The sequence below is a fragment of the Citrobacter sp. Cb080 genome (assembly GCF_030334745.1).
Taxonomy (GTDB): Bacteria; Pseudomonadota; Gammaproteobacteria; order Enterobacterales; family Enterobacteriaceae; genus Citrobacter; species Citrobacter braakii.
Map to the genome: position 1 here is coordinate 35,435 of NZ_JAOWDG010000054.1, position 12,344 is coordinate 47,778.

At 54.4% G+C, this 12,344-nt stretch carries 12 protein-coding genes; 4 read left to right on the forward strand and 8 right to left on the reverse strand.

Annotation, left to right across the window (positions count from 1 at the left end; all coding sequences use genetic code 11):
* Positions 1-12: 12 nt before the first annotated feature.
* Complete coding sequence (serB, locus tag OGV38_RS09415; protein WP_003829946.1) at positions 13-981, reverse strand: phosphoserine phosphatase; 969 nt, start codon at positions 979-981, stop codon at positions 13-15.
* Positions 982-1,096: 115 nt separating this feature from the next.
* Here serB and OGV38_RS09420 point away from each other — a divergent pair, with 115 nt between their 5' ends.
* Positions 1,097-1,738 (forward strand): YtjB family periplasmic protein, encoded by a 642-nt coding sequence (locus OGV38_RS09420; protein WP_016155636.1) that lies wholly within the window; start codon positions 1,097-1,099, stop codon positions 1,736-1,738.
* Between the two features lie 20 nt (positions 1,739-1,758).
* On the forward strand, positions 1,759-2,775 hold the full coding sequence (gene lplA / locus OGV38_RS09425) for a lipoate--protein ligase (RefSeq protein ID WP_016151611.1): 1,017 nt from the start codon (positions 1,759-1,761) through the stop codon (positions 2,773-2,775).
* 84 nt (positions 2,776-2,859) lie between these two features.
* On the opposite strand, the gene deoD is transcribed toward lplA, so the two are convergent.
* The 4 genes from deoD to deoC all read right to left on the reverse strand — a co-directional run bounded on the left by deoD (position 2,860) and on the right by deoC (position 7,334).
* Positions 2,860-3,579 carry a purine-nucleoside phosphorylase gene (gene deoD, locus OGV38_RS09430; RefSeq protein WP_000224864.1) on the reverse strand — a complete coding sequence of 240 codons (720 nt, stop codon included), beginning with the start codon at positions 3,577-3,579 and terminating at the stop codon, positions 2,860-2,862.
* Positions 3,580-3,778: 199 nt separating this feature from the next.
* Positions 3,779-5,002: a phosphopentomutase gene (deoB, locus tag OGV38_RS09435; RefSeq protein ID WP_016151610.1), complete on the reverse strand. Its 1,224-nt coding sequence runs from the start codon at positions 5,000-5,002 to the stop codon at positions 3,779-3,781.
* A 50-nt stretch (positions 5,003-5,052) separates the two neighbouring features.
* Positions 5,053-6,375 (reverse strand): thymidine phosphorylase, encoded by a 1,323-nt coding sequence (deoA, locus tag OGV38_RS09440; RefSeq protein WP_286473220.1) that lies wholly within the window; start codon positions 6,373-6,375, stop codon positions 5,053-5,055.
* Positions 6,376-6,554: 179 nt separating this feature from the next.
* Complete coding sequence (gene deoC / locus OGV38_RS09445) at positions 6,555-7,334, reverse strand: deoxyribose-phosphate aldolase (protein ID WP_016155634.1); 780 nt, start codon at positions 7,332-7,334, stop codon at positions 6,555-6,557.
* A gap of 261 nt (positions 7,335-7,595) precedes the next feature.
* Between deoC and OGV38_RS09450 the strand changes: the two genes are divergently transcribed.
* Together OGV38_RS09450 and OGV38_RS09455 are read left to right on the forward strand one after the other, a co-directional pair.
* On the forward strand, positions 7,596-9,146 hold the full coding sequence (locus OGV38_RS09450; protein WP_269518493.1) for a YjjI family glycine radical enzyme: 1,551 nt from the start codon (positions 7,596-7,598) through the stop codon (positions 9,144-9,146).
* Positions 9,118-9,981 carry a YjjW family glycine radical enzyme activase gene (locus tag OGV38_RS09455; protein WP_286473223.1) on the forward strand — a complete coding sequence of 288 codons (864 nt, stop codon included), beginning with the start codon at positions 9,118-9,120 and terminating at the stop codon, positions 9,979-9,981. Before OGV38_RS09450 ends, OGV38_RS09455 begins: the two co-directional genes overlap by 29 nt.
* Positions 9,982-10,013: 32 nt before the next feature.
* Here OGV38_RS09455 and OGV38_RS09460 read toward each other — a convergent pair whose 3' ends face one another.
* The 3 genes from OGV38_RS09460 to OGV38_RS09470 form a co-directional block, all read right to left on the reverse strand.
* On the reverse strand, positions 10,014-10,790 hold the full coding sequence (locus OGV38_RS09460; RefSeq protein ID WP_016155630.1) for a metal-dependent hydrolase: 777 nt from the start codon (positions 10,788-10,790) through the stop codon (positions 10,014-10,016).
* Positions 10,787-11,860, reverse strand: a complete 1,074-nt coding sequence (locus OGV38_RS09465) for a patatin-like phospholipase family protein (RefSeq protein WP_286473224.1) — start codon at positions 11,858-11,860, stop codon at positions 10,787-10,789. Before OGV38_RS09465 ends, OGV38_RS09460 begins: the two co-directional genes overlap by 4 nt.
* Before the next feature lie 245 nt (positions 11,861-12,105).
* The gene (locus OGV38_RS09470) at positions 12,106-12,267 is read right to left on the reverse strand and encodes a DUF1328 domain-containing protein (RefSeq protein WP_003019081.1); all 162 of its coding nucleotides are present in this window, start codon (positions 12,265-12,267) and stop codon (positions 12,106-12,108) included.
* Positions 12,268-12,344: the final 77 nt, after the last annotated feature.

The window sequence follows — 12,344 nt, forward strand, 5'->3', positions numbered from 1 at the left end:
CAGGCAATTAAATCATTTCTGGTTCATGCTGCCAGAGAGAATGCAGAACACGCCCATCAGGTCAGCGTGACGGATCGTAATCTCCGTCTTTTCATTCACTTTGGGTTTGGCATGATACGCTATACCCAGTCCAGCCGTTTTGATCATCGGCAGATCGTTGGCGCCATCGCCGATCGCCACCGTCTGCGCCATCGGGATCTCATACTCCTGCGCCAGGCGGGTCAGGGTGTTGGCTTTGTACTGCGCATCGACGATATCGCCGATCACGTTGCCGGTGAATTTACCGTCCATGATCTCCAGCTCGTTTGCCACAGCCGCCGTCAGACGTAGTTTGTTACGCAGATAATCGGCAAAGAAGGTAAAACCGCCGGAGGCAATTGCCACTTTCCAGCCGAGCGTTTCCAGTTTTAACACCAGCTGAGTCAGGCCAGGCATCAGTGGTAGCGTTTCGCGCACCTGGTGCAAAATATTGGCATCAGCGCCCTTCAACGTCGCCACGCGGCTGCGCAAGCTGGCGGTAAAGTCCAGCTCGCCGCGCATCGCGCGTTCGGTAACTTCGGCTACCATTTCGCCGGTTCCCGCCAGTTTGGCAATTTCATCGATACACTCGATCTGGATAGCCGTTGAATCCATGTCCATCACCAGCAAACCCGGCGTGCGCAAATGCGGAATTTTACCCAGTGGCGCAACATCCAGTTTGGCATCATGCGCCAGTTTTGCCGCACGCGGCGTTAACGAGCCCGCCAGACGAATCACCTGATAATCCTCAACGCACCACGCCGCCACGATCACCATCGCTGCACCCAGTTTGCTCTGGTATTGCGTTAACCGTTGTTTATCCAGCCCACGACCGTACAGCAGCCAGCCACTGCGGCCCGCGTGGTAATCCAGCGGCATGACTTCATCACCGCTTAAAGAGAGAGGCAGACCTGGCCACAGAGAAACATCTTCAGGTAGATCGCACCAGGTAATGTTAGGCATTAAAGCTCCTGTAAAATCGTTCGGGTCGGAATCATCAGGGGAAAATAACGCATGAGGCTACCCTGTAACCAGCGCTTCTGGCAACATTAAGTCTCAAATTTTCAGCAGGTGGAATATGGCTCGCACAAAACTGAAATTCCGACTTCATCGTGCAGTGATTGTATTGTCCTGCCTTGCGCTGCTCGTTGCTCTGATGCAGGGCGCGTCCTGGTTTAGTCAAAGCCACCAACAGCAGCGTAATCCGCAGCTCGAAGAGCTGGCGCGCACGCTGGCTCGCCAGGTCTCCTTGAACGTCGCCCCGCTGATGCGTACCGAAACGCCGGATGAAAAGCGCATTAAAGCGGTACTCTCGCAGCTCACGGAAAGTAGCCGTATTCTGGATGCGGGCGTCTACGATGAAAAGGGAGACCTGATTACACGCACCGGTGAGAGCGTCAACGTTCGAGACCGACTGGCGTTGGACGGCAAAAAAGCCGGGGGCTATTTTAACCAGCAGATTGTCGAGCCCATTCAGGGAAGAAATGGTCCACTGGGCTATCTACGCCTGACGCTGGATACCCACACGCTCGCCACCGAAGCCAAGCAGGTGGATAACACCACCAACATCTTACGCCTAATGCTGCTTCTGTCACTGGCAATTGGCGTGGTGCTCACCCGTACCTTATTGCAAGGCAAGCGCACCCGCTGGCAGCAATCCCCTTTCCTGCTGACCGCCAACAAACCGGTACAGGAAGAAGATAACGAGAAGAAAGAGTAATAACAGAAAGGAAATCGACCATGACGACACTACGCCTGCTTATCTCAGACTCTTACGATCCGTGGTTTAACCTCGCGGTCGAAGAGTGCATTTTTCGCCAGATGCCCGCCACGCAGCGCGTCCTGTTCTTGTGGCGTAACGCCGATACGGTGGTGATTGGCCGGGCGCAAAACCCGTGGAAAGAGTGTAATACCCGCCGTATGGAAGAAGACAACGTGCGGCTCGCCCGTCGCAGCAGCGGCGGCGGCGCGGTGTTCCATGACTTAGGCAATACCTGCTTTACCTTTATGGCCGGTAAACCGGAGTACGACAAAACCATCTCTACCGCTATTGTCCTCCATGCCCTGAACGCGCTGGGCGTAGACGCCGACGCCTCCGGGCGTAACGATCTGGTCGTGAAAACGCCAGACGGCGATCGCAAAGTTTCCGGCTCTGCTTATCGGGAAACGAAAGACCGCGGATTCCACCACGGCACGCTGTTGTTGAACGCCGATCTCAGCCGCCTGGCAAACTATCTCAATCCGGATAAAAAGAAACTCGCCGCCAAAGGCATTACCTCGGTTCGCTCACGCGTAGCGAATCTAACGGAGCTGTTGCCGGGCATCACCCATCAACAGGTCTGTCAGGCTATCACGGAAGCCTTTTTTGCCCACTACGGCGAACGTGTCGAAGCGGAAATTATCTCGCCGGACAAAACCCCGGATCTGCCGAACTTTGCCGAAACCTTTGCCCGTCAGAGCAGTTGGGAGTGGAATTTTGGTCAGGCGCCTGCGTTCTCGCACCTTCTGGACGAGCGTTTCACCTGGGGCGGCGTTGAGCTGCATTTCGACGTGGAAAAAGGTCATATCACCCGTACGCAGGTCTTTACCGACAGCCTCAATCCCGCGCCGTTAGAAGCGCTGGCGGGTCGTCTGCAGGGGTGTTTGTACCGTGCGGATATGCTGCAACAGGAGTGCGAAGCGCTGCTGGTTGATTTCCCACAGCAGGAGAAAGAGTTACGCGAGCTGTCAGCGTGGATTGCCAGTGCAGTGAGCTAAACGCTGGCCTGAAAATGCCGGATGGCGGTCCGGCATACATCGATTGTAGCCCGGTAAGCGCAGCGCTACCGGGCATCACAACACTTACTCTTTATCGCCCAGCAGAACGGATTCCAGTGCGATTTTGATCATGTCGTTGAAGGTCGTCTGACGTTCAGCGGCAGTGGTCTGCTCGTGAGTACGGATATGGTCGGACACGGTGCAGATGGTCAGCGCTTTCGCACCAAACTCAGCCGCAACGCCGTAGATACCCGCCGCTTCCATTTCCACGCCCAGCACGCCGTATTTTTCCATTACGTCGAACATTTCGCCGTCCGGAGAGTAGAACAGGTCAGCGGAGAACAGGTTGCCCACGCGCGCGTCTACGCCCAGCGCTTTTGCCGCATCAACTGCATTACGCACCATGTCGAAGTCAGCGATAGCTGCGAAGTCATGATCTTTAAAACGGATACGGTTTACTTTGGAGTCGGTGCAGGCGCCCATACCGATAACCACGTCACGCAGTTTAACGTCCATACGCACAGCGCCGCAGGAGCCTACGCGAATGATTTTCTTCACGCCAAAATCGGTGATCAGCTCTTTGGTGTAGATAGAGCAGGACGGGATACCCATCCCGTGACCCATAACGGAGATCTTACGGCCTTTGTAAGTACCGGTGAAACCTAACATGCCGCGAACGTTGTTCACTTCACGAACATCTTCGAGGAAAGTTTCAGCAATATGCTTTGCGCGCAGCGGGTCGCCCGGCATCAATACGACGTCAGCGAAATCACCCATTTCTGCATTAATATGTGGAGTTGCCATCTTCAGTTCCCTTTTGATTTATTGTTTTTGTCGGGGGGGTAGCACTGCCTTACCCAACCGACAAAACGAATTCAAATACCCTAAGGATTTCGCGTTGTAGGAAGGCGACGAATTCGGAACCCCCGGGAGCATAGATTACCTATGTGACCGGGGTGAGCGAATGAAGTCAACGCATCTACAGCGCGAAAGACAACGGGTATCACAGCATGTTTTTACCGTAGTCCATCGGCGATGTACCAAAGTAGCTCGCCAGCGTCTGGCCAATATCCGCGAAAGTTTCACGGTGGCCTAAAGAACCTGGTTTCACTTTCGGGCCGTAAACCAGCACCGGAATGTGCTCACGGGTGTGGTCAGTGCCGGTCCAGCTCGGGTCACAGCCGTGGTCAGCGGTCAGGATCAGAATGTCATCTTCACCCACCAGTTCCATCAGTTCAGGTAAACGGCGGTCGAACAGTTCCAGACCTGCAGCGTAACCAGCGATATCGCGACGATGTCCCCAGGAAGAGTCGAAATCAACGAAGTTAGTGAAGACGATGGTCTTATCACCCGCTTCTTTCATCTCTTTGATGGTGGCGTCGAACAGCGCGTCCAGGCCGGTAGCTTTCACTTTTTTGGTGATGCCACAGTTAGCGTAGATATCCGCGATTTTACCGACGGAAACCACGTGACCGTCTTTCTCGTCGACCAGTTTCTGCAGCACGGTCGGTGCTGGCGGCTCAACGGCCAGATCGTGACGGTTACCGGTACGCTGGAAATTACCCGCTTTATCACCGATAAACGGACGCGCGATAACACGACCGATGTTGTAACCACCTTCGGTCAGTTCTTCACGAGCGATTTCACACAGTTCGTAGAGTTTATCCAGGCCAAAAGTCTCTTCGTGACAGGCAATCTGGAACACGGAGTCTGCGGAAGTATAGAAAATCGGCTTGCCGGTTTTCATATGCTCTTCACCCAGTTGATCCAGGATCACGGTACCGGAAGAGTGACAGTTGCCGAGGTAGCCCGGCAGGTTGGCACGTTTGACCAGTTTATCCAGCAGTTCCTGCGGGAAGCTGTTGTCATGATCGGAGAAATAACCCCAGTCAAACAGAACCGGAACACCCGCGATTTCCCAGTGGCCAGACGGCGTGTCTTTCCCGGAAGAGAGTTCATGCGCCCAGGCGTAGGCACCAATCACTTCCGCGTTACCGTCCATACCAGCAGCAATTTTACCGGTAGAACCTTCGTGAGCTTTCACCAGGCCCAGACGGGTCAGGTTAGGCAGATTCAGTGGACCTTTGCGACCCTTGTCAGCTTCGCCTTTCGCACAGGCTTCCGCAATGTGTCCCATAGTGTCTGAGCCTACGTCGCCAAAGCGATCCGCATCTTCAGTCGCACCAATACCAAAGGAGTCCAGCACCATAATAAATGCACGTTTCATCTTGTTCTCCAACATCTGCGCCGCAAAAAAGCGATCAGATCAGTATACAGTTATTCGGTAATACGACGATAGACTGTCGGTGTAATTTCTGGCGCTTTATCGTCAAGGCTAATTGCCGCTTTGACCGCTTTCGCCGCTTCCTGCCAGCTGGCTTCGTCTTTGGCGTGGATCACCGCCAGCGGACGCTGTCCGTCTACGCTGTCGCCCAGACGCGCCATGTCGCTAAAGCCAACGCTGTAATCAATGGTGTCCGAAGCCTGACGACGACCGCCGCCCATGGAAACAACCGCCATTCCCAGCGCCCGGGTATCCATAGCGCTGACAAAACCTTCGGTATCAGCATATACCGCTTTGCTGAGCATTGCCGTCGGCAGGTACTTCGCATGATTTTCGACGAAATCGGTCGGGCCTTTCTGCGCCGCAACCATGCGACCAAAAATCTCTGCCGCTTTGCCGTTATCCAGCACCGCCTGCAATTTCGCACGGGCTTCGGCATCGTCTTTCGCCAGATTGCCGGAGATCAGCATTTCCACGCACAGCGCCATCGTGACGTCTAACAGACGTGGATTGCGGTATTCACCTGTCAGGAACTGCACCGCTTCGCGGACTTCAACCGCGTTACCTGCGCTGAATGCCAGTACCTGGTTCATATCGGTTAACAGCGCGGTGGTACGTACACCCGCTCCGTTCGCCACGCCGACAATCGCTTCGGCAAGCGCTTCAGAAAGCTCATAGGTCGGCATAAAAGCGCCGCTGCCTACTTTCACGTCCATCACCAGCGCATCCAGCCCTTCCGCCAGCTTTTTCGCCAGGATAGAGCCGGTAATCAGCGGGATGGAATCCACCGTCGCGGTAATATCGCGGGTGGCATAAAAACGTTTGTCCGCCGGTGCGAGCGAGCTGGTTTGCCCAATAATCGCCACACCCACGTCTTTAATAATTTCACGGAAACGCGCATCGTCCGGGAAGATGTCAAACCCTGGGATGGCTTCCAGTTTATCGAGCGTACCGCCGGTATGCCCCAGACCACGTCCGGAGATCATCGGAATATAACCGCCGCATGCAGCGACCATTGGGCCTAACATCAGTGACGTTACGTCACCCACGCCGCCGGTAGAGTGTTTATCCACAATCGGGCCGTTCAGCTGCAGGCTTTTCCAGTCCAGCACGGTTCCTGAATCACGCATTGCCATGGTCAGCGAAACACGCTCAGGCATTGTCATATCGTGGAAGAAAATGGTCATCGCCAGGGCGGCGATTTGCCCTTCAGAGATGGTGTTGTCGCGAATCCCATTGATAAAGAAACGAATCTCTTCATCGCTCAGCGCATGACCATCACGTTTTTTACGAATAATTTCTTGTGCGAGAAACATGGTAACCCCCGATAAATCAGGTTAAATGCAGCGGAAAACCCACTGCAATGAATGATTACTCTAAACAATTCGAGTCGCAGGAAGCGGCAAGGAAGCTCATCCCCAGGCGCTTACTACAGTAAGTGACTGGGGTGAGGGAGTGCAGCTAACGCACCTGCGGCTTGAAGTATGACGAGTAATTAGTAGCTGCTTGCGCTCTTACCATCGCCGTGCCCCAGCGCTTTCAGCAGGCTCGCCAGCAGGCTGGATGCGCCAAAACGATAGTGACGGGAATCGGCCCAGTCAGCGCCAAACAGTTCGTCGGCAATCGCCAGGAACTGCTGTGCATCTTCTGCGGTACGCACGCCGCCTGCCGGTTTGAAACCTACAGTTTTAGAAACGCCCATGTCGCGGATCACTTCCATCATGATGCGTGCGCTTTCCGGCGTCGCATTTACCGGCACTTTACCGGTAGAGGTTTTGATGAAATCAGCACCCGCTTTGATGGAGATTTCAGACGCTTTACGGATAAGACTCTCTTCTTTCAGCTCACCGGTTTCGATGATCACTTTCAGCAGCACGTTTGCCGCCGCACACGCATCTTTACATGCTTTAACCAGATCAAAACCAACCTGCTCGTTCCCGGCGATCAGGGCACGGTAAGGGAACACCACGTCAACTTCATCCGCGCCGTAGGCAATCGCCGCGCGGGTTTCAGCCAGCGCAATCTCGATGTCGTCGTTGCCGTGCGGGAAGTTGGTCACGGTTGCAATACGGATGTCCGGAGTGCCTTGCTCTTTCAGCGTCTTACGCGCGATAGGGATGAAACGCGGATAGATGCAAATAGCGGCAGTGTTGCCTACCGGGGTCTTCGCCTGATGACACAGCGCGATCACTTTTTCATTGGTGTCGTCGTCATTCAGGGTGGTCAGGTCCATCAGTTTCAGTGCACGCAGGCTGCTTGCTGTTAAATCGGTCATAACATTCTCCAACGGCATCGCCGTATAAAATTTCACCTTGCGAGTTTGTTAGTATTCTAACATCCGCTCGCTATTACACTTCGATATACATCACAGTTAATGAAAACCACATACAGATTTGCATTACTCTAATGAGATCTACTTCAAATAAATCACCTTTCAGGAAGGGATGCGGTGGCATCAGGCGCATCCGGATCAAAGGTTGTGGCGGCGTTGCTTTCTACAATGGCGTTACACCTTCGGGATAAAAAGGAATCAACGATGCCCACTTCAAGCGAACTCGCGCTGCAACAGCGTTGCCAACAAATCGTGACCAGTCCGGTGCTCAGCCCTGAGCAGAAACGCCACTTCCTGGCGCTGGAGGCTGAAAACGCGCTGCCTTACCCGCAACTACCTGCTGAGGCTCGCCAGGCGCTGGATGACGGGGTGATCTGCGATATGTATGAAGGTCATGCCCCGTTCAAACCGCGCTATGTTTTACCCGACTACGCGCGTTTTCTGGCCAACGGTTCCTCATGGCTGGAACTGGAAGGAGCCAGGGATCTTGATGACGCGTTATCCTTACTCACCATCCTGTATCACCACGTTCCGTCAGTCACCTCGATGCCGGTCTATCTCGGCCAGCTCGACGTTCTGTTGCAACCGTATGTTAGAATTCTAACACAAGATGAGATCGATATTCGAATAAAACGTTTCTGGCGTTATCTCGACAGAACCCTGCCAGACGCATTTATGCATGCCAATATCGGCCCCGCAGATACGCCTGTCACCCGTGCAATTTTACGCGCAGACGCAGAGTTAAAGCAGGTTTCGCCTAATCTAACGTTCATTTATGATCCGCAAATTACACCTGACGACCTGCTGCTCAACGTGGCGCATAATATCTGCGAGTGCAGTAAGCCGCACATTTCCAACGGCCCCGAAAATGATAAAATTTTCACAAAAGGTCAGTATGGCGTCGTCAGCTGTTACAACTCGTTGCCGCTCGCCGGGGGTGGAAGCACGCTGGTCAGGCTCAATCTGAAAGCCATCGCAGAGCGCAGCACCTCTGTCGATGACTTCTTTACGCGCACCCTACCGCACTATTGCCAGCAGCAAATCGCCATCATTGATTCACGATGTGAATTCCTCTATGAAAAATCACATTTCTTTGAGAATAGCTTCCTGGTGCAGGAAGGGTTGATTGATCCCGAACGTTTTGTCCCTATGTTCGGCATGTATGGCCTGGCGGAGGCGGTGAACCTGCTGTGCGATAAGGCGGGGCAGAATGCTCGCTACGGAAAAGACGAGGTCGCCAATCAGCTCGGGTATCGTATCAGCGCCCAACTGGCGGAGTTTGTAGAAAGTACCCCGGTGAAATTTGGCTGGAAGCAGCGCGCAATGCTGCACGCACAGTCAGGGATCAGTTCTGACATCGGCACCACGCCGGGCGCGCGTCTGCCCTACGGCGATGAGCCGGATCCGATCACTCACCTGCAAACCGTCGCGCCGCATCATGCGTATTATCACGCTGGGATCAGCGACATTCTCACGCTGGATGAAACCATCAAGCGCAATCCTCAGGCGCTGGTGCAATTGTGCCTCGGGGCGTTTAAAGCTGGGATGCGTGAGTTTACCGCCAACGTGAGTGGTAACGATTTGGTCCGCGTCACCGGCTATATGGTACGCCTGTCGGATCTGGAAAAATATCGCGCCGAAGGTTCACGCACCAACACCACCTGGCTGGGCGAAGAAGCCGCGCGCAATACGCGCATTCTGGAACGACAACCTCGCGTGATTAGCCATGAACAGCAGATGCGCTTCAGTAAGTAAGATCATTCCTTTCTCCTGCGTCGACGGGCCGGGCAGTCGCCTGGCTCTGTTTCTGCAAGGATGTAACCTGCGCTGTAAAAATTGCCACAATCCGTGGACGATGGGACGCTGCAACGACTGCGGGGAATGTGTCCGGCATTGCCCGCATGAAGCGCTGAGCTTGAGTGCGGGGAAAGTGAGATGGCAATCCGACGTATGTCAGCAGTGCGATACCTGCCTGCACATGTGCCCACAGCAGGCCACGCCGATGGCGCAAACCCTGAGCGTTGATGAAGTGCTGCGGCATATTCGCAAGGCGGTGCTGTTTATTGAAGGAATTACGGTCAGCGGCGGCGAAGCGACCACCCAGTTGCCGTTTATCGTGGCGCTGTTTAACGCGATCAAAACCGATCCGCAACTGCAACACCTGACCTGCATGGTAGACAGCAACGGCATGCTGAGCGAAACCGGCTGGCAAAAACTGCTGCCGGTATGCGACGGCGTAATGCTCGATTTAAAAGCCTGGGATAGCGCGTGTCATCGACAGTTGACTGGCCGCGATAACACGCTGATTAAACAAAGCATTACCTTTTTGTCCGGGCAGGGAAAACTTGCGGAACTGCGCCTGCTGGTTATTCCTGGCCACGTGGATTATCTACAGCATATCGATGCACTGGCGGCGTTTATCAAACGTTCAGGTGATGTACCAGTGCGGCTAAATGCCTTTCATGCGCACGGGGTTTACGGCGAAGCGAAAGACTGGCCGAGCGCCACGCCTGAGGATGTGGAGCAACTGGCGCAAAGATTGCGCGAGCGCGGGGTGGATAATTTGATCTTCCCGGCGCTGTACCTGTGATTGCCGGATGCGACGTATCCGTCGTCCGGCAATTAAAAATCAAATAACGCCGTCGTATTGCGATACAGCGCATCAGCGATAACATCCGCAGGTTCCGGGCGCAGCTCGCAGAGGACATCAAAGACTCTGACCACCTGCTCCGGGCGATTCGGCTGTCCCTGAAAGCCGTTGAGCGGCATATCCGGCGCGTCAGTTTCCAGCAGCAGTGAGTCCAGCGGCAGTTGCGCCATTACCTCGCGGGTTTTACTGGCGCGCGGATAGGTAATGGTGCCGCCCACGCCAATTTTGTAGCCCAGTTGCACAAAACGTTCGGCCTGCTGCACGCTCCCGGAAAACCCATGCACCACACCGGTTCGCGGTAAAGCATGGCGTTTCAGGTGCATCGCCAGCTTGTCATGAGTGCGCCGCGAATGCAGGATCACCGGCAGCTCGTAACGCTTCGCCAGCTTAAGCTGCGCTTCCAGCAGCCGCTCTTGCTTGTCGAATTGCGGATCGTCCCGATAAAGATCCAGCCCAATCTCACCTACCGCCACCAGCTTTTGCGGACGCTTATCCAGCGCCTGCTGCAACTGCTCCAGGCAGTCATCGCTATGTTGCTCAATAACAATGGGATGCAGCCCCAGGGCGGCAAACAATGGAGGGTAATTTTCCGCTAACGCCAGTACACGGGAAAAATTTGCCGCCTGGGTGGCCGGAACGATAATGCTTTGCACGCCGACGTCAGCCGCGCCCTGAATACTGGCAGATTCATCGCCCGTAAACGGCGGAAAATCAAAGTGACAATGCGTATCAATAAAACGATAACTCACGCCAAATCCTCATTATTAAACGTCGTGTCGTTAGCCTGAGGCGCATTGGTCACCACCGGCGCGTGAGCATCGTTAGCCACCGGCGCGGGAGGAACCACGACCGGTCCCGGCACCACAATCTTCGGCGTCTGACGAGGCAACGGCGCATTTTTCGCCAGCAGCTTGCCGACGGTTGCCAGGAAGTAACGACCACACAGGCGTCCGGTCTTGTAATCTTCCCGCAGCGCCGGAATACGGCTTCCTAATGCCATGCTATGGAGCGGTTTGGGCGGGTAGATCTCAAAGATACGCAGCTTGCCCGGCGGTTTCTCAATAAAACTCTGAATCGCGCGATAGCTGGCTTCATGGTGCTGGACCAGATTCAGCAGCGGTTGCAGGCTGCTTTCGCCCAGCCAGCGTTCCATACGCTTGAACCACTGCGGGGTGTAATACATTTGCGAAGGCACGGTGCGGATAACCACCAGCGTTTTTGCCCCCTGCTTCGCCGCTTCCTGCACGGGAATGGCGTCGCTGACTCCCCCATCGAGATAATTCACACCATCCAGCGCAACCCCGGCGCGGTAGAACCCTGGAATCGCGCTGGAGGCACGAATAAGATCGAGCCAGTTTTGCCGGTTCGGCGAAAAATAGCCTGGCGTGTAGTCATCGCCCCGACAGGCGCACATATAAAACGATTTCCCTGCGGCAAACAGGCGCTCGGCGATATCCATCGCCAGTGGCATCTGAGACGCGGTCGAATCCACTAGCCAATCGAGATCGATTAAGTTTCCCCCGCGCACAAAGCGCACCGGGTCAAAAAATTCACGTCGGGTAGTGTAACGCATGATGACTTTACGGCCGTAACCCGGCTGGTTACAAAGATAGGCTGAAAGGTTTTGCGCACCAGCGGAGGTCCCGTAGAAGAGATCAAAAGGATTGAACTGCGCGCGCATGAATTCATCCAGTACGCCAGCGGTGAAGATGCCTCTTTGTCCGCCGCCCTCACACACCAGCGCCATACTGCCTGGTTGAAACGGACGTAACGATAACGGCGCAATATTACCGAGCGTGACGGGTATTCTCTGCCCCACCTCTGCCTTCCTGTTGTTTTTGTAATAGAACAACAAAGTAACGCAAATTGCCTGATGCTAAAACCGTAAAAGCCAGTCCGGTGGACTGGCTTAGTAGCAAGTTATCTTTACGGTTAATCCCCAAAATAATTCAAGTCACAAGAAGGCGGCAAGGGCGTGAATCCCGACCAGCTTACTCTGGTAAGTGATACGGGCGAGCACGCGTAGCCAACGCACCTTTAACTTGAAGAATAAAGGGGATGTCGCTAGGGCCGTTTACGACCTGTAAACAGGCTGACCAGAAACAGAATGATCCCCACCACAAAAACAATTTTCGCTGCGCCAGCAGCGGTACCCGCCAGTCCACCAAAACCCAGTGCAGCGGCAATTAACGCGATAACCAGAAATATGATGCCCCATCGAAACATGCGCTTCTCCTTTACCATAGTTAATGTCACCGCTTGATATGAGCACTCAGGCTGCCCATCGGCGATATTTTCAGTGT

What these genes read in the sequence shown, in the direction of transcription:
- serB (WP_003829946.1), bottom strand. Translation starts at nt 981, where the DNA reads ATGCCTAACATTACCTGGTGCGATCTACCTGAAGATGTTTCTCTGTGG.
- OGV38_RS09420 (WP_016155636.1), top strand. Translation starts at nt 1,097, where the DNA reads ATGGCTCGCACAAAACTGAAATTCCGACTTCATCGTGCAGTGATTGTA.
- lplA (WP_016151611.1), top strand. Translation starts at nt 1,759, where the DNA reads ATGACGACACTACGCCTGCTTATCTCAGACTCTTACGATCCGTGGTTT.
- deoD (WP_000224864.1), bottom strand. Translation starts at nt 3,579, where the DNA reads ATGGCAACTCCACATATTAATGCAGAAATGGGTGATTTCGCTGACGTC.
- deoB (WP_016151610.1), bottom strand. Translation starts at nt 5,002, where the DNA reads ATGAAACGTGCATTTATTATGGTGCTGGACTCCTTTGGTATTGGTGCG.
- deoA (WP_286473220.1), bottom strand. Translation starts at nt 6,375, where the DNA reads ATGTTTCTCGCACAAGAAATTATTCGTAAAAAACGTGATGGTCATGCG.
- deoC (WP_016155634.1), bottom strand. Translation starts at nt 7,334, where the DNA reads ATGACCGATTTAACAGCAAGCAGCCTGCGTGCACTGAAACTGATGGAC.
- OGV38_RS09450 (WP_269518493.1), top strand. Translation starts at nt 7,596, where the DNA reads ATGCCCACTTCAAGCGAACTCGCGCTGCAACAGCGTTGCCAACAAATC.
- OGV38_RS09455 (WP_286473223.1), top strand. Translation starts at nt 9,118, where the DNA reads ATGAACAGCAGATGCGCTTCAGTAAGTAAGATCATTCCTTTCTCCTGC.
- OGV38_RS09470 (WP_003019081.1), bottom strand. Translation starts at nt 12,267, where the DNA reads ATGTTTCGATGGGGCATCATATTTCTGGTTATCGCGTTAATTGCCGCT.